This window comes from Falsiroseomonas sp. HC035 (assembly GCF_050563525.1).
Lineage (GTDB): Bacteria > Pseudomonadota > Alphaproteobacteria > Acetobacterales > Acetobacteraceae > Falsiroseomonas.
The window spans coordinates 1-20,943 of the sequence record NZ_JBNXUN010000011.1 but is presented as its reverse complement, the minus strand read 5'-3'; the positions used below and the strand labels follow the sequence as shown (position 1 = coordinate 20,943).

Below are 20,943 nucleotides of genomic sequence, written 5' to 3'. Positions count from 1 at the left end.
GAAGCGATGCAACGGCAGGCGGCCGGGTGCAACCCGCCCAGGCCGCCGAAAGGTCGCTACTGGGTCAGGAAACCGCCATCGATGACCAGCGAGGTGCCGGTGACCATGCGGCTGACCGGCGCGGCCAGGAAGACGATGGCGCCCATGATATCCTCCACCGTCATGATGCGGCCAAGTGGCATGCGGCGCACCTGGCTCGCCCGCACCTTCTCATCCGACAGCAGGCCGCGCGTCAGCGGCGTCTCGACGAAGCCGGGCGCGATGGCGTTCACCCGGATGCCCTGCGGGCCGAGTTCATAGGCCATGGCCTTGGTCATGCCCTCCACCGCGTGCTTGGTCGCGGTGTAGACGGTGCGGTTGGCGCCGGCGACATGGCCGTTGACGGAGGACATGTTGATGATGGCGCCGCCTCTCCCGCCCTCCACCATCCCCTTCGCCACCGCCTGGGCGACCGTGAACATCGCCCGGATGTTGAGGTCCAGCAGCCGGTCCAGCGCCGCATCCTCGACCTCGAGGAAGGGCTGGCGGATGTTGGTGCCGGCGTTGTTCAGCAGGATGTCGAAGGGGCCGGAGGCCTCGACCAGGGCGCGCACCGCATCGCGGTCCGTCACGTCGAGCTGCGCGGCGCGGGCGGCGTGGCCGGCTTCGCCGAGCGCGGTCGCGGTTTCCTCCAGCTCCTCAATCGTGCGGGCAGCGAGCACGACCTCGGCACCTGCCGCGGCCAGCGCCACGGCGCCGGCCTGGCCGATGCCCTTGCTGGCGCCGGTGACCAGGGCGCGCAGCCCGTCCAGGCGGAAGGTGGGGGTGGTAGGCAGCATGGCGTGTGTCCTCCGGCAGGAGGTTCACCGCCATGCGCCGGGCCGCGGGATCGTGCAAGAGGGTGGCTTCCGCCGCGCCGCGGCGCGGGGTAGGACATCGCATGGACCAGATCGAATATGCCGACTTCGACCAGGTCGACATCCGTGTCGGCACCATCATCGACGCGCAGCCCTTCCCGGAGGCGCGCAAGCCGGCCATCCAGCTCTGGGTACAGTTCGACGACGGGCTTGGGGTGAAGACCTCCTCCGCGCAGCTCACCGTCCACTATACGCCGGACCGCCTGATCGGGCGGCAGGTGATGGCAGTGGTGAACTTCCCGCCGCGCCGGATCGCGGGGTTCGAAAGCCAGGTGCTGGTGCTGGGCGTGCCGGATGAGAATGGTGCGGTCGTGCTGCTGAAGCCGGACATCAAGGTGCCGGACGGCGGCCGGATGTTCTGAGGGAAAAAGACGAGATGGCGCCGCGCTACTACACCGTGACCTGGGACCAGCTGCACCGGGACGCCAAGGCGCTCGCCTGGCGGCTGGTGGAACGCGGCCCCTGGACGGGCATGGTCGCGATCACCCGCGGCGGGCTGATCCCCTCCGCCATCATCGCCCGCGAGCTGGATTGCCGGCTGATTGAGACAGTGTCCGTGGTGACCTATGACGAGGAACACCGCGGCGAGCCCCAGGTCGTGAAGCCACCCGCCGCCGCGCTGGAAAGCCAGGGCGAGGGCTGGCTGCTGATCGACGACCTGGTCGATACCGGCACCACCGCCCGCCTGGTCCGCGCCATGCTGCCCAAGGCGCATTTCGCGACTGTTTATGCCAAGCCGCACGGCAAGCCGACGGTGGACACCTTCATCACCGAGGTGAGCCAGGACACCTGGATCCTGTTCCCCTGGGACACGGAGCCACAATTCATCGCGCCGATTTCCAAGGTGCACGCGAACGGAAAGTAGATAGAGCCCTCTCCTCCCGCTTGGGAGGAGAGGGTCCCAGTCAAAACGAGGGTATCTCCTCCCGCGCCACCAGCACCTTGTCGACCCGGCGGCCGTCCATGTCGATGATCTCGAAGCGCCAGCCGGCCCAGGAAATCCGGTCGCCTTCCTTCGGCACGCGCTGCAACAGCGCGAGCATGAGGCCGGCGACGGTGTGATAGGTGCCTTCCTGCGGCAGGTCCGGCAGGTCCAGCCGCGCCTTCAACTCGTCGGAGGGCATCATCCCCTCCAGCAGCAGGCTGCCATCATGGCGCACCACGGCATTGGCCCCATGGTCGGCCGGCGGGGCGCCCAACTCGCCGACGATCGCCTCCAGCAGGTCGGAGGCGGTGACCACCCCCTCGAAGCTGCCATACTCGTCCATCACCAGAGCCATGCCGATCGGGTCGCCGCGCAGGCGCTCCAGCGCATCCAGGGCGCTCAGCGTATCCGGCAGCACCGTGGCCTGCCGCATGGCGCGCGCCACCGACATCGGCGCGCCTTCCAGCAGCTGGTCCAGCAGGTCCTTGGCCGCGACCACGCCAACCACATTGTCCACCCGGCCGTCCGAGACGACGAAGCGGGTGACGGAAGATCCACGCAGGCGGGCGGCCACGTCCTCCGGCGGCGCGGTGCGGTCCAGCCATTCGAGCTCGTTCCGCGGCGTCATCAGTGCGCGCACCGGTTTGTCGGCGAGCCGCAGCACGCGCTCGATCATATGGCGTTCCTCGGTCTCGATCGCGCCGGAGGTCGCACCCTCCGCCACCACCGCCTTCACCTCCTCCTCCGTCACCTGGTTGCGGCTGACATCGTGCTTGCCGAACAGGCGCAGCACGAGGGCGGAGGAGGAGGACAGCAACCAGATGACGGGCGCGGTGGCCTGCGCCAGCATCGCCAGGGGACGGGAGACGACAACGGCCACCATCTCCGGATTGCGCAGCGCCAGCTGCTTCGGCACCAGTTCGCCGAGGATCAGGCTGAGATAGGTGATCAGCACCACCACCAGGGTGAAGGCGACCTCGTTGGCCGCGGCGCCGATCAGCGGGATCTCGGCGAGCCAGGGCGCCAGGGTCGCGGCAAGGCGGGCGCCGCCGAAGGCGCCGGCCAGCACGCCGACCATGGTGATGCCGACCTGAACGGTGGGCAGGAAGCGCTGCGGGTCGTCGGCCAGGGCCATCGCCGCGGCGGCCCCCGGACGGCCGCGGCGCTGCAGCGCCTGCAACCGCGCCCGGCGCGCGGAGACGATCGCCAGTTCGCTCATCGCGAAGACGCCGTTCAGCAGGACCAGCAGCAGGATCAGCAGAATCTCCAGGCCGATCGCCATCTTTCGCAAACTCCGGGATATCCGGCGCGGATGTAGCGGCGTCAGGTGCCCGAGGAAACCGATTGCTGGGGAAAACCGCGGGCAACCCTTCCCCTGGCACGAAGCCGACGCACATCGACGGTATGAATCCGACCCTCCCCCTCCCCGCCGCCCTCCTCGGCGCGGCCGGCCTGCTGCCCTTCCTTGGCCTGGCGGCCCTGGTCGGTTTCGGCGTCCCGCAGGCCGGCCCGGCGCTGGCGGCCTATGGCGCCACCATCCTCGCCTTCCTCGGCGCCGTGCATTGGGGCCTGGCGCTGGCCGGCCCGTCTCGGGCCAATGTCGCGCGGCTGGGCCTCGGGGTCGTGCCTTCCCTGGTCGGCTTCGCGGCCCTCCTGCTGCCGGTGCGCCAGGGGCTGGCCGTGTTGGCTGTGGCGATCCTCGCCACCGCGGCGGTGGAGACTCTGGCGGCCCGGCGCGGCCTGGTGCCACGGGACTACCTGAAGTTGCGCTGGCTGCTCTCGGCAGGGGCGGCTTGCTGCCTCGGCATCGGCGCATGGGTAGCCAGGGGTTGAAATGACGGGCGACGTGCGAATCCACTTGTTTCATTTCTGGGATTTGTTAAGGTTGCAGCAACCTAATCCCATGGTGGAGGCATTCAATGCCGGAAGATGAACAGCAGCACGGCGCCGCCATCGTGGCCTTCCCCAACTCCAACGAGCGCCGCCTGCGCATCGCGCTGCGCAACCTGGATGCGGCGCTGGAGGAACAGCGCCAGGCCGTCGCCGCCTTCCGCGCCGAACTGACGCAACTCGGCAGCGCCATGCAGGGCCTCGGCGAAAGCGCCCAGGGGCTTCAGGACCGCCTTTTCGAGGTGGCAGAGGACAACGCCCTGGCGCACCAGGCCGCACAGCGGTTGCAACAGACCTCGGCGGCGATGGACCGCGTGACCTGCGACGCCTGAGTTGCGGAACCGCCTCGCGTCGCTACAGGGCCGGCTGAGCCCGGCCGAGCAGAAGGTGGCGGCCCTCGTCGCGGCCGACCCTGATGCCGTGACGCGGATGAACCTTGCAGCCGTCGCCAAGGCCGCCAGGGTTTCGGAGCCGACGGTGATCCGCTTCTGCCGGGCCCTGGGGCTCGGCGGTTTTTCCGAACTGCGCCTGGAACTGGCGCGCGCGGAACACAGCGCCGCGCCGGCACCCGCGCGCGTTGTCACCGCCGGCATGGCGGTGGCGGACGCCGCGCGCACCGGCTGCGATGCCACCATCGCGGGGCTTGCGGCGCTGCGCGACGGGTTGGACCACAGGGCGCTCGAGGACGCCGCGCGCCGCCTGCTCGCCGCCCGGCAGGTCGAGATCTGGGGGTTCGCGGAGGCCGCGCCGCTCGCGGAGGCGACGGCCTGGCGGCTGTTCGGGCTCTGCCGCGGCGTCGTTGCACGGGGCGAGGCGCGGATGCAGGCGATGGCGGCCGCCGGGCTGGAAGCCGGGACCGTGGTGGTCTGCCTGTCCGCCCAGCGCGAGCCCTGGCACGCCGCGGAGGCGGCGGCCTTCGCCGGCGCGCCGCTCATCGCGCTGGCGCCGGCCGGCTCGCCACTGCTGGCCATGGGGACGATTGGCCTGGGTTTCGCACATGGCGAGGAGGCAGGTCTGGCCGGGCCGATGATCCGCCACCTGATGCTGGTGGCGCTGGCCGAAGCCCTGGCGCTGGCTGTCAGCCTGATGGCCTCGCCGGCGGCGCGGGAGCGGGCGGCGCTGATGCAGGCGGACGGCGCCGCAGGATGGCAAAGCCCCCGTCGCCCGCTATGAGGATATGACGAGCCGCGCGAAGCGGGCGCCATCCCCGGGAGTGACCGCCGTGACCCATGCCCTGCTGCCCGTCCTGCGCCAGGCCCGCATCATCCCGGTGGTCCGCACCAGCAGCGCAGCCCTCGCTGCCCGCGCCGTCGAGTGGTTGCGCGGCGCCGGCATGACGGTGTTCGAGATCACCATGACGGTGCCCGACGCCACCGCGCTGATCCGCGACCTGTCCAGCGACCCGGCTTTGCTGGTCGGCGCCGGCACGGTGCCGGACCGCGCCACGGCGGAAGCCTGCCTCGCCGCCGGCGCGCGGTTCCTGGTCGCGCCCTGGGTCGATGCGGAGGTCGCGGATGCCGCGCATGCGGCGGAGGCCATTGCCATGCTCGGTGCGCTGACGCCCACCGAAGTCCGCGCCGCGCTGGCCGCTGGTGCCGATGTGGTGAAGATCTTCCCGGCGAATTCCGCGGGCGGCCCGGCGCATATCAAGGCGCTGCGCTCGGTGTTCCCGCAGGTCGCCTTCTGCCCGACCGGCGGCGTCGATGCCCGCACCGCGCCGGACTACATGGCCGCCGGCGCCGCCTTCGTCGGCATGGGCGGCCGGCTGGTGGACGAGGCGCTGCTGGCCCGCGGCGACCGGGCGGCGGTGGAGGCCGCAGCGCGCGACGCGCTCGGCCAGCAGCAAGCCTGATGGCGGACATCCTCTGCCTCGGCGAGCCGATGCTGGAGTACAACCAGCAGCCGACGACGCCGGATGGGCGCAGCCTGTACCTGGAAGGCCATGGCGGCGACGCCTCCAACGCCGCCATCGCCGCCGCCCGCAGCGGCGCCAAGGTGGGCATGCTGGCGCATCTCGGCGATGACCGCCCCGGCCAGAGTTTTCGCGACCTGTGGGCGGCGGAAGGCGTCGACGCCGGCCGCGTCCGCACCGACCCGGATGCGCCGACCGGCATCTACTTCGTCAGCCACGGCCCGCAGGGCCACGACTTCACCTTCTATCGCCGCGGCAGCGCCGCCAGCCGCATGGCCCCGCGCGACGTGCCGGAGCCGGCGATCCGCCAGGCCCGATTCCTGCACCTGTCCGGCATCAGCCTCGGCATTTCCGACAGCGCCTGCGATGCGGCGTTCCACGCCATCGCCGTGGCGCGGCAGGCCGGCGTGAACGTGTCCCTCGACACCAACCTGCGCCTACGCCTGTGGCCGCTGGCGCGCGCGGCGGCCTGCATCCACGCGGCCGTGGCGATGGCGGATATCGCCTTCCCGTCCTTCGACGATGCGAAGGCGCTGACCGGGCTGGACCAGCCGCAGGCGATCGCGGATTTCTACCTCCGGCTCTGCCCGCTGGTGTTGCTGAAGCTGGGGGCGGAGGGGGTGCTGGTGGCGACGCGGGATGGCCGCCAGCACATCCCGGGTTTCGTGGTGCAGGCCGTGGACGCGACCGGCGCGGGCGATACTTTTGCGGGTTCGCTGCTGGCCAGGCTTGCCGCAGGCGATGCCGTAACCGACGCCGCGCGCTACGCCAACGCCGCCGCGGCCTTGTCCACACTTGGCTACGGCGCCGTCGCGCCCATCCCGCGCGAGGCCGCGGTGCGGGACCTGCTCAGCCGGTGACCAGGGGCCGGGAGTGGGTGGCGGCAGGCTCGCCCACAGCGCGAAGGAACCCGCAGGCTTCGTAGAAGGCGAAGGCCGAAACCGGTGCCCGGACCCGCAGGCGCGGATAGCCGCAGCCCAGGGCCTGCGCCGCCACCGCTTCCACCAGCGCGCGTCCCGCGCCGGCTCGCCTCGCTGCGCGCCGCACATACAGCCGCCGCACCCGTCCCACCCGGTCCTTCGACAGGTAGGGATCCCGCGTCAGCCCGCAGACGCCCACCAGCGCCTGGCCGACATGGGCGGCGAACAGAGCCTCGCCCCAGCCATCGAAGCGCAGCGTGCCGGCGTGCCAATCCTCCCGCAGCACGTCCAGCATCCGGTGCCCGGCGGCCGTTGCATCGGCCGCCAAATCCTCGAAACCGTCGGGCAGCGCGACGATGCGCTCCACGCGGAGCGGCACCGGCGACGCCGGGCGATCGGTGCGGCTGGGTCGGAGCAAGTCTCGAATGCCTCGGCCAGTGAGATTCCGCAGATAAGCGGGAACTGCGCCGCGCGCCAGGGCCGGAGATCAGTCGGTCCGGCGATTGTCCCCCGGGCGTAGCCGCAGGCCCGGGCGGAGCCGCGTGAAGGGCAGCGTCGCCGGGTCCGCCACCACCGGCCCTGGCGCCGCGACGACCAGCACGGCCTCCGCGATCGGCTGGAAATCCGCGCGGAAATGCACGCTCGACTTCAGCGCGAGGATGCGCTGCTCGGCCGGCTCGACCCCGACATGGCGGAACAGCGCCTGGTCATAGGCCTGCATCTTGCGCGAGGTCACGATGACGCGAACGCCCGGCTGCGGGGCGATGAGCGCGGTTGGGCCGAGGTCGGCCTGGTTGCCGCCGGCCATCGGGCCGGTGCAGGTGAACCGGCCATCCGTCAGCTTCAGCACCCGCGCCACCACGGCGAGCGGCGCGCCATCCGACTTGCCGCCGAGGGACAGCGTCACCTCCGCCCCCTCCCCGGCCGCGTGGCAGGCGCGTGCGCTCTCGGCGTCGTTGATCAGCGCCAGCACGGCGCCCTCCGCCTTCTGCCGGATGAGTTCCGCCAGCAGCCCCGTGGTGTCGCCATGACCGCCGCCGCCAGGATTGTCCTGCGTATCCGCCAGCACGATGGGGCGCTGCGCCAGGCGCGCAAGGCCGATCGCCTTGGCGACGCCGGCCGCCGCCTCGTGGATGTCGGGCGCGAAGGCGGCTTCGCGTGCCGCCAGGTCCGCGATCATCGCATCGGCAGCGGCATCGGCTGTGGCCTGGTCCGCGGCGAAGGCGCAGATGGCCGCGCCGCAGTCGGCGAAATCGGCATAGGGGAAGCCGAAGCACAGGCCGAGTTCGGCGGCACCGCTCCGCGCCGAAATCTCCGCACGCGCCGCCATCGCATCGGCCATCGGCGGCACCAGGGTGCATTGGCCGGTGATGGGGATCAGGTAGTCGAGCTGGCGGAACGCCTTGGCGAAGGGCCGGCCGAGGGCGATGCGGTCGAACAGAAGCTGCATCGCGCGGCCGCCGGCTTCCTTCATGTCGACATGCGGATAGGTGCGGAAGGGCGCCAGCGCATCGGCGTGCTGCACCATCGCCGCTGTCAGGTTGCAGTGCGGATCAAGGCTGGCGGTGATCGGCACGTCCGGGCCGAGGATCGCCCGCGCGCGGCGCAGCAACTCGCCTTCCGCATCCGGGAAGTGCTCCGCCACCATGGCGCCGTGCAGGTCGAGATACAGGCCGTCCAGCGGGCCTTCGTCGAGGGCTGCCTGGAGGTCGTGGAAGATCAGCGCGGCCAGCCGCTCGAAGGCCTCCGCGGTGACCGGCCCGGCTGGATTCGCAAAACCCCAGGACAGTGGCGCCAGCGCCACGCCCGCCTGTTCCGCCACGCGAATGGCGCCGGCGGCGGGCACGGCGGAAGGCCGCAGCGTGTCCAGCAGCGTCGCCGGGCGCTGCACAGCGGGCCAGCCGCCGGGTGCGAGGAAATCCGCCCAGCGCGTTGGGATCGGCGCAAAGGAATGGCTTTCATGCAGAAAGCCGCCGATGGCGATGCGCATCAATGTCCGCTCCGTGTTGCCGCGCGAGGGTGGCAGGCAGGCGCGGCCATGCGAAGACTCTGCCGCAGGAGAATCCCGCCATGCCCGACGCCAACCCGCCACCACTCCGCCAGGCCATGATCGGCGGCGCACCGATGGCCTATTGGGACACGGGCGGCGACGGCACGGCGCTGGTGTTGCTTCATCCGGGCACCGGCAGCCACGCCGTCTGGGACCATCAGCGTGACGTGCTGGCGGCGGCGGGCTATCGCGTCATCGGCTATTCCCGGCGTGGTCACATGGATTCGCCTGCGACGGGGGAACCCGGCTTCGCGGTAGATGATCTGGCGGAGATGCTGGATCATCTCGGCGTGTCGCGGGCGCATCTGGTGGGCTGCGCGCAGGGGGCGATCGTGGCGCTGGATTTCGCGCTGTCACATCCAAAGCGGGTCAGCCGGCTGGTGCTGGCCTGCACCCATATGGGGCTGGAGGATGCGGACCATGTCGCACGCAGCACCGCCCTGCGGCCGCCGGGCTTCGCCGCCATGCCGGCGGATTTCCGCGAGCTGGGCCCGGCCTATCGCGCCGCCGAGCCGGAGGGCGTGGCGCGCTGGCTGGCGCTGGAACATGCCGCGATCCCCGGCCCGAAAGTGGTCCAGCCCTGCCGCAACCGCCTGGACCGCGCGGCGCTTGGGCGGCTGGCGATGCCGGTGCTGCTGATCGGCGGCGATGCGGATTTGTGGGCGCCGCCGCCGGTGTTCCGGGACTTCGCCCGGGCGATTCCCGGCAGCACCCTGCGCATCCTGTCAGAATGCGGACATGCGGCGCAGTGGGAGCAGCCGGAGGCGTTCAACGCGGCGGTGCTGGACTTCCTGCGCTAGCCCTTCGCGATGCCGGCAGTGGCCAGCACCGCATCCGCCAGCACCAGCAGCCCGGCCTCCGCCCATTCCGGTGTGATCGATTCCGCCTCGTTGTGGCTCATGCCGCCATGGCAGGGCACGAACACCATCACGCTCGGCACGCGGCGCGCGCAATAGACGGCGTCGTGGCCGATCGCCGTCGGCATCTCCTGGAACTTCGTGCCGCGCGCCACCGCCGCCTCCCGCAGTCGCGTCACCAACGCGGCATCGAAGGGCGTGGCGGGTGAGATCCAGAAATCCTCCACGGCGATGGCGATGCCGCGCCGCGTGCCGATGGCAGCGGCCTCCGCGCGCAGGAACTCGGCGAGCGCCGCCAGCTTGTGCTCGTCGTCGTGCCTTGTATCCAGGCTGAACCAGATGCGGCCCGGCACGACGTTGCGGCTGTCCGGATGCACGGTCAGGCGGCCGACCGTCGCGCGTGCGCCGGCGGACAACGCGGCGCGCTCGATCGCCAGCATCATCTCCGCCGCGCCCATCATCGCATCGCGGCGGCCGGCCATGGCGCTGCCGCCATGCGCCTCTTCACCGGTGACCGTCACCTCGAACCAGTGCTGCGCCAGCGCGTGGGTGACGATGCCGAGGTCGAGGCCGAGCTTCTCCAGTACCGGGCCCTGTTCGATATGCACCTCGAAATAAGCTTCGAGATCCTGGAGAGCCGCCGGATCGGCCGCGCCGGCCCAGCCAATTCGCGAGAGTTCGGCGCCGAAGGTCGCGCCGGCGCTGTCGGTCTTCGCCAGCACCTCGGTCTCGGGGAAGATGCCCATGGCGGCGCCGCTGCCCATCATGGGCGGGGAGAATCGAGCGCCTTCCTCATTGGTCCAGTTGACCAGCGCAATCGGCGCCTCCGTCTCGATCCCCGCCTCATCCAGCGCGCGCAGGATCTCAAGGCCGGCCAGCACGCCGAGCACGCCATCGAACTTGCCGCCAGTCGGCTGGGTATCCAGGTGGCTGCCGATGGCGACAGGTTTCCGCCCAGGATCGCGCCCTGGGCGCGTCAGCACCATGTTGCCGACCCGGTCGAGTGTCAGCGTCGCGCCGGCCGCTTCCGCCTGGCGTTGCAGCAGCGCTCGCGCCTCGGAATCCAGGTCCGTCAGCGTCTGCCGGTTGTTGCCGCCCTTCGCCGTGGCGCCGATGCGGGCGTATTCCATCAGGCTGTCCCACAGCCGCACGCCGGACGGTCGGAAGTTGGTGCTCATGCGGATTCGACTCCACACCATTCGGCCATGGTGATCGCGATGGTCCGGGTGATGTCGTGCATGCTGTCCATGCCGACGCTCTCGTCGATGCCGTGGATATCCTGCGCGTCCGGCCCGAAGCAGGCGACGGGCGTGCCCTGGTACAGCGCGAAGAAGCGGCCATCGGTCAGGCCGGTGGCGGGGTACTTGCGAAGCTCGTTGCCGGTGAGGTCGGCGAAGTTGCGCATGGAGTCCTGCACGATTTCGGCGGACAGGTCGAAGACGCAGGGGTCGGCCATGAACCCCTTGAACTCCAGCCTGACCTTGGCGCCCTTCATCGCCGGATCGCCACGCGCTTCCTCCGTGATACGCTCGATGTCGGCGCGCACGCTGGCGGCGGTGTTGCCCATCATCACGCCGACGCGCAGGCCGAGCGTGGCGCGTGTGGGCACCGAAGAATTCCACTCGCCACCGGTGAAGGTGCCAAGGTTGACGTTCACCGGGTGATTCACGCCGCGGAAGCTCGGGTGGATCACCTCGCCGCGGTTCATCTCGCGCTCATAGGCCTCGAAGCGCGTCCAGATGGACATGGCGGCTTCCACCGCGTTCACGCCCGCCTGCTTGTCCCGCACATGCGCCGGTCGGCCGGTTACGGTGACCCAGGCCCAGATCACGCCGACCTCTGCCGTGTACAGCGCCGGCAGCCCGGGGCCGGGTTCGGGGATGATGACGGCATCGGCCTTCGGCATCGCGAGCATCGCGGCCAGCGCCCCATTGCCGGTGCATTCCTCCTCGATCACCGACTGCATCTGCACCTCCGCCGCCGGCTGCAAGCCGGCCAGCTTCAGGGCGCGGAAGGCGGTGACGTAGCTCATGATGCCGGCCTTCATGTCGCCGGCGCCGCGGCCATACATGCGGCCGCCGCGGATGGCAGGCTCGTAGGGCGGCGTGGTCCATTCATCCTCGGCGCCTTCCGGCACCACGTCGACATGGCCTTGGAGGGCCAAGCTGCGGCCCTTCGTCGCGCGCGGCCGATGCGTCGCCACCACGTTGTCGCGGCCTTCGTAGCCGATCAACGGCGGCGAGAAGCCGGGATGACCGGCAAGCGCGGTGGGGTCGGTCGGCACGCGTACGGGCGCGAGGCCAAGGCTCTCATACACCCGGGCCATCTCGTTCAGCGCCGACTGTTCGTTGCCAAGCGTGGAGGGGCAGCGCACCAGTCGCATCAGCGCCTGCTCGCCTTCCGCGCGCAGCGAATCGCAGGCCTCCAGGATGGCGCGGCGGGCGCCGGTGTCGAGCTTCATGCGGACCTCACGAAATGGTCGGCGGAGTCCAGCCCCTTCCGGGGATGCTGTCCAGAAGCTGCCTTGTATAGGCGTGGGCCGGTGCGCCGAATACCTCCCCGGTCGGTCCCATCTCCACGATCGCGCCGCGCTGCATGACGGCGATGCGGTCGCAGATCTGCGCGGCGACGCGCAGGTCGTGCGTGATGAACAGCATGGTCAGGCCGAGCCGGCGGCGGATATCCGCCAACAACTCCAGCACCTGCGCCTGCACGGACACATCCAGCGCGGAAACCGGCTCATCCGCGATCAGCAGTTCCGGTTCCATTGCCAGCGCACGCGCGATGCCGATGCGTTGGCGCTGCCCGCCGCTGAATTCATGCGGAAAGCGGTCCATCGCGCCGGCATCGAGCTGGACCAGACGCAGCAGATCCCGCGAGCGGTCCATCGCGGCGGCGCGCGGCGTGCCATGGGTGATGGGGCCTTCGGCGATGATCTCCCCCACCTTGCGGCGCGGGTTAAGCGAAGCATACGGGTCCTGGAACACCATCTGGATGCGCTTGCGGAAGGGCTTGCGGGCGGCGCGCGACAGTGGCCGCAGATCCTGCCCGTGGAACAACATCTGCCCTGCCTCGGGATGCACCAAGTCTACAACGCAGCGCGCGAGGGTGGATTTGCCGCTGCCGGATTCGCCGACCAGGCCAAGCGTCTCGCCCTGGTGCAGCACGAAATCCGCGTCGTGCACCGCGCGTACCGTCGTCTTGGCGCTGAACCAGCCGCCGCGGCTGTAGGTTTTGGACACGCCCCTGCCTTCCAGCACCACGGTGCCGCCAACGGCCGGTCGCGCGGCAGGTGCGCCATGCGGCACGGCGGCAATCAGTGCCTGGGTGTAGGGGTGCTGCGGCTGGTTCAGGATCTCCGCCGCCGGTCCCTGTTCCACGATGCGGCCGAGCTGCATCACTGCGACGCGGTCGGCGACTTCCGCCACCACGCCGAAGTCATGGGTGATGAACATCACGCCCATGCCGCGCCGCGACTGGATTTCCCGGATCAGGCGCAGGATCTGCATCTGCGTCGTGACATCCAGCGCTGTCGTCGGCTCATCCGCGATCAGCAGCGCGGGCTCCAGCGCCAGCGCCATGGCGATCATCACGCGCTGGCGCTGGCCGCCCGAGAGGCGGAACGGATAGGCCTGCGCCAGCGCCGCAGGGTCGGGCAGGTTCACGGCGGCCAACAGTTCCGGCACGCGGTCCCGTGCGCGGCGACCCTCGCCATGCACCGCCAGCGCTTCCGCGATCTGGTCGCCGACCCGCATGAGCGGGTTCAGCGCCGTCATCGGTTCCTGGAAGATCATCGCCATGCGGCTGCCGCGCAATTCGCGCAGCTGTTCCGGCGACTGCGCCGTAAGCTCCGTCTCGCCCAGCCAGATGCGCCCGGCGCGGCGCGGCAGCCCGGGCGGCAGCAGGCCCATCACGGCATTGGCGGTGATGGATTTGCCGGAACCGGATTCGCCGACGACGCACAGGATCTCGCCGGCGTCGACATGCAACGAGATGTCGGTGACCGCATGCGCCCGGTCCGCGCCGGACGGCAGCGCGACGGTCAGGCCCTCGACCCGCAGCAGGCTCATGCGGGCGCAACTCCACGCTTACGGGCGAGGCGCGGGTTCAGCGCGTCCGACAGCCCCTCCCCCACCAGGTTCAGCGCCAGCACGGTGAGGAAGATGGCGACGCCGGGAAACACGCTCATCCACCAGGCCAGCCGGATCACGCTGCGGCCGGAGCCGATCAGGAAGCCCCAGGTCATCAGGTTCGGGTCGCCCAGGCCAAGGAAGCTCAGCGCCGATTCCAGCAGGATGGCGTTCGCCACCATCAGCGACGACAGCACGATGATCGGGGACAGCGCGTTGGGCAGGATGTCCCCGACCACGATCAACAGCCGCGACTTGCCCAGCACCTCCGCCGCCTGCACGAATTCCCGCGACCGCAGCGACAGGAACTCCGCCCGCACCACCCGCGCGACGGGGGGCCAGGAGACGACGGCGATGGCGAAGACCACGCTGCCGATGGTCGGCGTGAAGATGGCGACCAGCAGGATGGCCAGCACGAAGCTCGGGATGGTCTGGAAGAACTCGGTGAAGCGCATCACCACGTCGTCGGCGATGCCGCCGAGATAGCCGGCGATGGCGCCGAGCGAGACGCCGACCGCCAGCGCCACCACGGTGGAGACCGCGCCAACCATCAACGAGATGCGCGCGCCATGCGCGATGCCGGCGGCGACGTCGCGGCCGAGGCTGTCGGAGCCCAGCAGCATGTCCATCTCGCCCGGCGGCATGAAGGGTGCGGCCACCATGTCCCACGGGCTGTCCGGGTAGATCAGCGGCGCGCCGACCGCAATGGCGAAGACCAGCAGCAGGATCACCAGCCCGACCACAGCGCCGTAGTTGCGGGCATAACGCCGCCAAAAATCCATCATCCGCTGACCTCCACGCGCGGATCGATGACGGCATACAGCAGATCCGTCACCAGGTTGAACAGCACCACCATGACGGAAGTCGCGAAGAACACGCCCATCAGCACCGGATAGTCCCGCGCCAGCAGCGCCTCGAAGGCCAGGCGCCCGATGCCTGGCCAGGCGAACACCGTCTCCACCAGGATCGACCCGCCGATGAGCTGGCCCGCCTGGATGCCGGCGAAGGTGATGACGGGCAGCAGCGCGTTGCGCAGCACGTGGCGGCGGATCACCTGGCCTTCCGGCACGCCCTTGGCGCGCGCCGTCTTGACGAAATCCTGGTCCGCGACTTCCAGCATCGTCGCCCGCGTCAGCCGCGCATAGACGGCCATGTAGAACAGCCCGAGCGTCAGCGCCGGCAGCAGCAGGTGCTTCGCCACGTCCAGCACCGCGGCAATGCCCGTGATGTTGCCGCCCACCGGCATCATGCCGAAGCTCGGCAGCCATTCCAGCCAGACCGAGAACACCAGCACCAGCATCAGTCCGACCCAGAAGATCGGCGTGGCGTAGAAGGTGAGCGCCAGCACGGTGATCAGGCTGTCGGCCCAGCGCCCGACGCGCTGCGCCGCCAGGGTCCCGAGCGTGACGCCGAGCCCGACCGCGAAGATGAAGGCCGCTCCGGTCAGCAGAAGTGTCGCCGGCAGCCGTTCCAGGATCAGCGTCGAGACCGCCACCTGCTGCCGGTGCGAGAAGCCGAGATCGAAGGACAGCACGCCCTTCACGTAGATCCAAAGCTGCACCAGCAGCGGTTCGTCCAAGCCGAACTGCGCGCGCAATTGCTGGATGAACCGCTCATCCGCCGCGCCCGACTGCCCGGCAATGACGGAGGCCGGGTCGCCGGGTGCGGCGTGGATCAGGAAGAAGTTGCAGACGATGATGGCCAGCACGACCATCACCGCCTTCACGCCCCGCCGCAGCAGGAAGCCCGGCAGGTGCGAGGCCTGCATCAGGCGGTCAGGAACACGTCGTCGTAGCTGCCATGCACGCCGGTGCCCAGCTTCACCGGACCCTGCACCTTCTTGTCGTGGATCGTCGGGAAAGCCATTTCCATCAGCCAGATCTGCGGCACTTCCTCGACCAGGATCTTCTGCACCTCGCTGAACGCCACGCGCCGTTCCTCGGCGGTCTGCGCATCCCGTGCCGTGGCGAACAGCGCGTCGACGCGCGGGTTGGAATAGCCGCCGGTATTGGTGAAGGTAACCTTCTGGATGTTGGTCGAGACATAGGTGCGCTCCACCCCCAGCGTCGGGTCGCCGAACTGGTAGACGAAGTTGATCGAGGTCTCGTACTCCCAGGCGCCGATACGCCGCGCCCAGGACCCGGCATCGGTGCTTTCCAGCTCCAGGTTGATGCCGACCTGCCGCAGCGACTGCCGCAGGTACTCCGCAAGCCGCGTCCACACCTCGCCATAGGGCAGCACCAGGTGCTTCAGCGTGGTGCGCACGCCCTGCGCGTTCGGCCGCAGGCCGGCGGCGTCCAGAAGCTGCATCGCGGCGCGCGGATCGAAGCCGGCCAGCTTCGCGTTCGGATCATGGAAGCGCGTCGTGCTGGCCACCGGATTCGTCGCCGGCTTGCCGACGCCGAACCATAGCCGCTGCGCGATGAAGTCGCGGTTCACGGCGCGCGAGATCGCCTGCCGCACCCGCACATCCGCCAGCGCCGGGACGCGATGGTTGGTCTCGATCCACGATAGCGGGGAGAAGTATTCCCAGCCATCCGTGCGCACTTCCAGGTTCGGCCGCGCGCGCATCGCCGGCACGTCGAACGGCTCGATGTCACCGGCCGCCGTCATCATCACCTGGCCGGTTTCCAACGCCAGGCGGCGGGATTGGCTGTCAGGCACGATGCGGTAGATGATGGCGTCGAGGTAGGGCTGGCCGGGCTTCCAGTAGTCCTCGAAGCGCTCCAGCCGGATGAAGTTACCGCGCTGCCACTCCGCGAACTTGAATGGCCCGGTGCCGATCGGCCGCTGCACCGCAGGCGCCGTGCGATAGTCCTGCCCGTCGAACAGGTGCTTCGGCACGATGGCGCAGGCGGTGACGTCAAACATCAGCAGGAAAGGCTCGAAGGGGGCCTTCAGCGTCAGCGCGACGGTGTGCGCATCCGGCGCCTCCGCCTTGTCGATGCGGCCGAAGATGGCCCGCGCGCGGGGCGCCACTTCCGGGTGGAACTTCATGACGGAGAAGATCACGTCCTCCGCCGTCATCGGGCGGCCGTCGTGGAACTTCACGTTGCTGCGCAGCTTGAAGGTGTAGGTCAGCTTGTCGTCGGACAGCGTCCAGCTTTCCGCAAGCTCCGGCATCGGCTCCAGCGTCGGGCTGAACTTCAGCAGCCCTTGGAAGATCTTGCTCGCCGCGATCAGCGTGGGCCCCTGGTTGTTCACCCCGATCTGCAGCACCGGCGGCTCCGGCTGCAGAATGCTGGTCAGCGTGCCGCGGCGGCGCGGCGCGACGCCCTGGGCGTGGGCATCCGCCACGCGCATCAGAACGGGTGTGGCGGCGGAGGCGGCCAGCAGGCCGCGGCGCGTCATGTTCATTTTTTGGAAGCCCCTTGTCGGACGCAAACGCTAACCCCCTGCGGGCCGCATGGACAAGGCGGCATTCACGCCCCTACCGTCCGGGCCATGAAAACCTTCGCCCATCCTGCCCAGGAACTGCACAGCCCGCGCTTCTTTTTGCAGCGCGGACAGGTCCGTTCCAACTTCGAAGTGCCCGGCCGCGCCGCCTCCCTCGCCGAGGGGCTGTCCCGCCTCGGCCTGGTCCCGGCAACGCCGACTGCTGCCCCGCGCGCGGCGCTGGAGGCTGTGCATCCCGCGCCGTTTCTGGACTTCCTGCGCGACGCCCATGCCGAATGGATGGCATTGCCCAACCCGGGGCCGGAAATCGTCGCCAACATCCACCCGACGCCGGAGATGATGGCGCAGGGCGCACCGGTGCCCACCGGCCTCATCGCCCGCGTCGGCTGGTACACGGCCGACGCCGGCTGCCCCATCGGGCCTGGAACCTGGGAAGCCTCGATCGGCGCTGCCGCCTGCGCGCTGGCCGCCGCCGAGGAAGCCGCCGCCGGCCGCACCGCCTATGCGCTGTGCCGCCCGCCCGGCCACCACACCTACGCGGCGCGTGCCGGCGGCCATTGCTACCTGAACAACGGCGCCATCGCGGTGGAGGCGCTGCGCCGCGCCGGGGCGGCGCGCGTCGCGGTGCTGGACATCGACAGCCACCACGGCAACGGCACCCAGGGCATCTTCTGGGATCGACCGGACGTACTGACCGTTTCGGTGCACGGCGATCCCAGCGGCTACTACCCCTGGTATGTCGGCCATGCCGGCGAACGGGGCGGCGGCGCCGGCCTCGGCTGCAACCTGAACCTGCCGCTGGCGCAGGGCAGCGGCGACGCGCCGTGGCTGGCAGCCATCGAGACGGGCCTCGCCGCCATCCGCCAGTTTGGCGCGGAGGCGCTGGTGGTGTCGCTCGGCTTCGATGCCAGCGAGCACGAGCCGCTGAACTTCCTGTCCGTCACCGAGGACGGCTTCGCGCGCGCCGGGGCGATGATCTCGGCGGCCGGCCTGCCTTCGGCCATCGTGCAGGAAGGTGGCTACAACGTGGACCTGCTGGGCACGCTGCTGGTGCGCTTCCTCGGCGGCTGGAATGGTTGATTTAATGGTGGAATGAATCAACCTTGGGTTCGTGAGCACGATCGCCCGAGTCCAGACTTTCGCGTTTTCCGGCATCGAGGCGCTGCCCGTCGAGGTCCAGGTGCAGATCGCGCCGGGCCTGCCTGCCTTCCTCATTGCGGGGCTGGTTTCTGACGGGAAACCAGCACATGAGCGAATGAGCCTCGCTTCCAGTCCTAAATGGCAGCCAAACCCTGAAACGGCGAAACCCCCGCCGCTTTCGCGAACGGGGGCCTCACACTCGGTAGTCGGCAAGCACCGAGTATGTGATGGCCTTGCATGCCGTCAAGCGCAACCTGACTTCAAGCGGTCACGCGTTCGCGAAGGCGGCACCAGCGGGAGACCCGCGCAATGCCTCTCAACTTCGTGTTCTCCACCCCTTCGACTCCTCCCTCCCCCGTTCCGGCCGACGCCGACATGCACCGCTACGACTATGCCTGGATGGAGGTCAGGGCACTCGATAGCCCGCGTTTCCGTGCCCTTAGGCGGGTAAGCCCGGCGGTTGCACTGGCGGTAGTGAGCCTGCACAACCGCCGCCTGCACGAGCCCGGCTGCACTTTCGACGACGACGAGGAAATCCTCACGGAAGCCGCTGGGGTTTCCGACCTCCTCCTGTGGGTCGAGGAGATCGCCCCCCTCCTGTGGGGGCGACGCTTCCTCCTTCGCGACGACGCCGGGCGTATTCACCTCGACTGGCAAGGCGACGCACTGGCCGCTGCCTGGGGCGTGTGCCTCTCGAACCAGCGGCGGACCAACCCGGCACGCGCGGCTCGAAACGCCTACCGAGCCGCCCGCTACGGAGGAGGCACACCGCCGCTCGGGACGCCCGATCGTCAACCAAAGTCTCAAGAACCACCGCAGATTTTGCAGCAGAAGCCGCCGACAACGCGTTGTAGTTCCAGTGTCATTGTTGAGGCAGGCACGAACCCCTCTGTCACAGAGTCTAGTCAGATCAGGTCTGAGCCGCAGTTTGAAAAAGTATCTAATTTACGACGGCCGATGCGCGACCTCGAAGATCAAGAACACGATCCCGACTTCCTGGCGCGGAAGCGAGCAGCCGACGCGGCAGCGTGGGAGGGGCGTCTCGATGCCCACCTTCGCGACGAAGAAGCTCAGGAGGAGGCTGATGAGGCAACGCGTGATGTCGCAGGCGCACCGTCCCTGACAGTAATCCTGGCGGCGGTGGCGGACATGTCGCGCCGGGCCAACCCGCCAGAACCCGCAGGGGAGGAGCCACAGCCCCTTCGGCCGCATCTTGCGTCCCAACCACCAGCACAACTACCAGCGCCGCCGGAGGACAGCCGGGCAGCCTATGTGAAGGCATGCAAGGCGCACATCTGGCCCGTCAAGGACCAAGACCACGGGGCAACGTGGGCCGCGTGGGAAGCGGCTGTAGCGAAGGTCGGCAGCGCGTCTCGGCTGCTTCGTCTCCACGAACTTAACCAACCCACGCTTCACGACTTGCGGGTCGCAAAGAAGCCGTGTCCGGGCCTGCTGCTGTGGCTGTCGAGCGAGCAGTGGCGGAAGGTCCGGGAGCCGATCGTCCTCGTCCCTCCGCTTGAGCGGGCCGTCGAGATGTATCGCAAGAAGCGCAACGAAAACTGGCCGCACGTCCGCGCCGCTTCACTTGCACGGGCATTGCTGACCTACGAGTCAGACAAGAGGGACCTCGACCGGCGGGTCGGGGAACCGGATCGGGAGCCACTGCCGTGACCCGTGCATCTAACTTCTACCAGCTCCCCGACCTTCATGATCTCGACCAAGGCAGCCCAGAGCCCTGGCACGAGGTTCACGAGCCGCTGCTGCGACAGGGCGGGGCCGATCCTAGTCTCGGCGGGTGTTGGGAAGGGGACACCTTCCCGGCGTCCCCGACATCCTTGGCATCCCCGGCATCCGCGTACAGCACCGACTATGACTCGCGGCTGACATGGGAAAACCGTGTCTGGCTGAACAAGCCACGATAATGAACGCTGCAATGGAACCCTATAGAGATGGCAGACCTTCCCGACTTCGACGCCGCCTCAGCGGCGCTGTGGCGCCACCTGTTCGACCGAGAGAAGCGGCGCCAGCCCTGGTGGGAGGGCGCCATCAACGGTGGGACCGCCGTCGGCAGCCACCTGCTGCAAATTCGCGACGACCCCCAGGAGCAGCGCGCAGTTGCCGGGATGCCGGGAACTTGCCAGGGCGAACGCTGTGCCCGCCACCTTTCCGCCGACATCCCGCAGATGGCCAAAGAGGCCCGGCTGGGCGCAGAGGGCCTGCTGTTCGCTGCCATCGTGGCTTTGGGCGACGAGGCGCGTCGAGCACTGGCCCCCATCACCGACATCCAAACTCCTGACAAGGAAATCGAGGTGACAGTTGAGCAATACATCCGCGAGCAAGGTCCGGGCCATCTGCTGGACGAGCATCAACGCAGGGTGCCAGATAATCTCATCGCGCGCTTGCTGCGGCGTGAGAATGCCGCAAAGCGGAAGTGGAAGCGCTAGAGCTAGAGCTAGAGGCGGGAGCTACGCTACCGGCGCTGGTCCACCAATACCCCCGCGAGTTCCCCGGCCAGATGACCGAGGGCAACGCCCTGGACTAAGGGCAGCGACGCGGGTCGGCGGCGTGGGTGTCGCAACCGCATCGCGCATCCGGGACCGCGTGCTTCAGACTGACGTGTAGTCAGGTGCCGCGTTGGCAGAGATGTCCCCTCGCGACGGTCAAGCATCCCCTCTCGCCGCTCCCTGGGTGAACGCGCGGACCGATGGCGTCAGCATCCAGGCAGCAAATGCTGGGTCCGCAACAGCGACGCCAGGATCACGAGAGGTCTCGGCGGCGGTACTGGCGAGGTCGGAACTGGTAGGCATGCAAGCGGCGGTCGCAGTCT

The 20,943-nt window shown here is 69.4% G+C and carries 21 protein-coding genes and 1 pseudogene; 12 read left to right on the top strand and 10 right to left on the bottom strand.

The window, feature by feature from the left end; all coding sequences use genetic code 11:
• Positions 1-56: 56 nt before the first annotated feature.
• Positions 57-818 carry an SDR family NAD(P)-dependent oxidoreductase gene (locus tag ACLF3G_RS20600; RefSeq protein WP_430671284.1) on the bottom strand — a complete coding sequence of 254 codons (762 nt, stop codon included), beginning with the start codon at positions 816-818 and terminating at the stop codon, positions 57-59.
• A 101-nt stretch (positions 819-919) separates the two neighbouring features.
• Here ACLF3G_RS20600 and ACLF3G_RS20595 point away from each other — a divergent pair, with 101 nt between their 5' ends.
• Both ACLF3G_RS20595 and gpt read left to right on the top strand, forming a co-directional pair.
• A complete protein-coding gene (locus ACLF3G_RS20595) occupies positions 920-1,258 on the top strand; it encodes a tRNA-binding protein (RefSeq protein WP_430671283.1) in 339 nt (112 codons plus the stop codon).
• A 14-nt stretch (positions 1,259-1,272) separates the two neighbouring features.
• Positions 1,273-1,761: a xanthine phosphoribosyltransferase gene (gene gpt / locus ACLF3G_RS20590; protein ID WP_430671282.1), complete on the top strand. Its 489-nt coding sequence runs from the start codon at positions 1,273-1,275 to the stop codon at positions 1,759-1,761.
• A 40-nt stretch (positions 1,762-1,801) separates the two neighbouring features.
• Here the strand turns inward: gpt and ACLF3G_RS20585 are convergent, their stop codons facing one another.
• Positions 1,802-3,103, bottom strand: a complete 1,302-nt coding sequence (locus tag ACLF3G_RS20585) for a hemolysin family protein (RefSeq protein ID WP_430671281.1) — start codon at positions 3,101-3,103, stop codon at positions 1,802-1,804.
• Positions 3,104-3,225: 122 nt separating this feature from the next.
• Here ACLF3G_RS20585 and ACLF3G_RS20580 point away from each other — a divergent pair, with 122 nt between their 5' ends.
• From ACLF3G_RS20580 to ACLF3G_RS20560, 5 genes are all read left to right on the top strand, one after another.
• Positions 3,226-3,654, top strand: coding sequence for a DUF3429 domain-containing protein (locus ACLF3G_RS20580; RefSeq protein WP_430671280.1), 429 nt, complete (start codon positions 3,226-3,228; stop codon positions 3,652-3,654).
• Between the two features lie 86 nt (positions 3,655-3,740).
• Positions 3,741-4,043 carry a hypothetical protein gene (locus ACLF3G_RS20575; protein ID WP_430671279.1) on the top strand — a complete coding sequence of 101 codons (303 nt, stop codon included), beginning with the start codon at positions 3,741-3,743 and terminating at the stop codon, positions 4,041-4,043.
• A gap of 1 nt (position 4,044) precedes the next feature.
• A complete protein-coding gene (locus ACLF3G_RS20570; RefSeq protein WP_430671278.1) occupies positions 4,045-4,884 on the top strand; it encodes a MurR/RpiR family transcriptional regulator in 840 nt (279 codons plus the stop codon).
• A 49-nt stretch (positions 4,885-4,933) separates the two neighbouring features.
• Positions 4,934-5,563 carry a bifunctional 4-hydroxy-2-oxoglutarate aldolase/2-dehydro-3-deoxy-phosphogluconate aldolase gene (locus ACLF3G_RS20565; RefSeq protein ID WP_430671277.1) on the top strand — a complete coding sequence of 210 codons (630 nt, stop codon included), beginning with the start codon at positions 4,934-4,936 and terminating at the stop codon, positions 5,561-5,563.
• Positions 5,563-6,483 (top strand): sugar kinase, encoded by a 921-nt coding sequence (locus ACLF3G_RS20560; protein WP_430671276.1) that lies wholly within the window; start codon positions 5,563-5,565, stop codon positions 6,481-6,483. The genes ACLF3G_RS20565 and ACLF3G_RS20560 overlap by 1 nt, the downstream gene beginning before the upstream one ends.
• Here the strand turns inward: ACLF3G_RS20560 and ACLF3G_RS20555 are convergent.
• Both ACLF3G_RS20555 and ACLF3G_RS20550 read right to left on the bottom strand, forming a co-directional pair.
• Positions 6,473-6,961: a GNAT family N-acetyltransferase gene (locus ACLF3G_RS20555; protein ID WP_430671275.1), complete on the bottom strand. Its 489-nt coding sequence runs from the start codon at positions 6,959-6,961 to the stop codon at positions 6,473-6,475. The genes ACLF3G_RS20560 and ACLF3G_RS20555 overlap by 11 nt on opposite strands.
• Before the next feature lie 69 nt (positions 6,962-7,030).
• Positions 7,031-8,533 (bottom strand): M81 family metallopeptidase, encoded by a 1,503-nt coding sequence (locus ACLF3G_RS20550; protein WP_430671274.1) that lies wholly within the window; start codon positions 8,531-8,533, stop codon positions 7,031-7,033.
• 80 nt (positions 8,534-8,613) lie between these two features.
• Between ACLF3G_RS20550 and ACLF3G_RS20545 the strand changes: the two genes are divergently transcribed.
• On the top strand, positions 8,614-9,393 hold the full coding sequence (locus tag ACLF3G_RS20545) for an alpha/beta fold hydrolase (protein ID WP_430671273.1): 780 nt from the start codon (positions 8,614-8,616) through the stop codon (positions 9,391-9,393).
• On the opposite strand, the gene ACLF3G_RS20540 is transcribed toward ACLF3G_RS20545, so the two are convergent.
• From ACLF3G_RS20540 to ACLF3G_RS20515, 6 genes are read right to left on the bottom strand one after another with little or no spacing between them, the layout of a single operon-like run.
• On the bottom strand, positions 9,390-10,628 hold the full coding sequence (locus ACLF3G_RS20540) for a M20 family metallo-hydrolase (protein ID WP_430671272.1): 1,239 nt from the start codon (positions 10,626-10,628) through the stop codon (positions 9,390-9,392). The two genes, ACLF3G_RS20545 and ACLF3G_RS20540, sit on opposite strands and share 4 nt — an antisense overlap.
• Complete coding sequence (locus ACLF3G_RS20535) at positions 10,625-11,911, bottom strand: ArgE/DapE family deacylase (RefSeq protein ID WP_430671271.1); 1,287 nt, start codon at positions 11,909-11,911, stop codon at positions 10,625-10,627. The genes ACLF3G_RS20540 and ACLF3G_RS20535 overlap by 4 nt, the downstream gene beginning before the upstream one ends.
• 7 nt (positions 11,912-11,918) lie before the next feature.
• Positions 11,919-13,520 carry an ABC transporter ATP-binding protein gene (locus ACLF3G_RS20530; RefSeq protein WP_430671270.1) on the bottom strand — a complete coding sequence of 534 codons (1,602 nt, stop codon included), beginning with the start codon at positions 13,518-13,520 and terminating at the stop codon, positions 11,919-11,921.
• The gene (locus ACLF3G_RS20525) at positions 13,517-14,365 is read right to left on the bottom strand and encodes an ABC transporter permease (protein ID WP_430671269.1); all 849 of its coding nucleotides are present in this window, start codon (positions 14,363-14,365) and stop codon (positions 13,517-13,519) included. The genes ACLF3G_RS20530 and ACLF3G_RS20525 overlap by 4 nt, the downstream gene beginning before the upstream one ends.
• Complete coding sequence (locus ACLF3G_RS20520) at positions 14,362-15,348, bottom strand: ABC transporter permease (protein WP_430671268.1); 987 nt, start codon at positions 15,346-15,348, stop codon at positions 14,362-14,364. The genes ACLF3G_RS20525 and ACLF3G_RS20520 overlap by 4 nt, the downstream gene beginning before the upstream one ends.
• A complete protein-coding gene (locus ACLF3G_RS20515) occupies positions 15,348-16,937 on the bottom strand; it encodes an ABC transporter substrate-binding protein (RefSeq protein WP_430671267.1) in 1,590 nt (529 codons plus the stop codon). The genes ACLF3G_RS20520 and ACLF3G_RS20515 overlap by 1 nt, the downstream gene beginning before the upstream one ends.
• A gap of 87 nt (positions 16,938-17,024) precedes the next feature.
• Between ACLF3G_RS20515 and ACLF3G_RS20510 the strand changes: the two genes are divergently transcribed.
• From ACLF3G_RS20510 to ACLF3G_RS20495, 4 genes and pseudogenes are all read left to right on the top strand, one after another.
• On the top strand, positions 17,025-18,056 hold the full coding sequence (locus ACLF3G_RS20510) for a histone deacetylase family protein (RefSeq protein ID WP_430671266.1): 1,032 nt from the start codon (positions 17,025-17,027) through the stop codon (positions 18,054-18,056).
• Between the two features lie 31 nt (positions 18,057-18,087).
• A pseudogene (locus ACLF3G_RS20505) lies at positions 18,088-18,201 on the top strand (magnesium chelatase domain-containing protein); the annotation flags it as partial.
• A 224-nt stretch (positions 18,202-18,425) separates the two neighbouring features.
• Positions 18,426-19,787: a hypothetical protein gene (locus ACLF3G_RS20500; protein ID WP_430671416.1), complete on the top strand. Its 1,362-nt coding sequence runs from the start codon at positions 18,426-18,428 to the stop codon at positions 19,785-19,787.
• Positions 19,788-20,065: 278 nt separating this feature from the next.
• Positions 20,066-20,560, top strand: a complete 495-nt coding sequence (locus ACLF3G_RS20495) for a hypothetical protein (protein ID WP_430671265.1) — start codon at positions 20,066-20,068, stop codon at positions 20,558-20,560.
• The last annotated feature ends 383 nt before the right edge of the window (positions 20,561-20,943 follow it).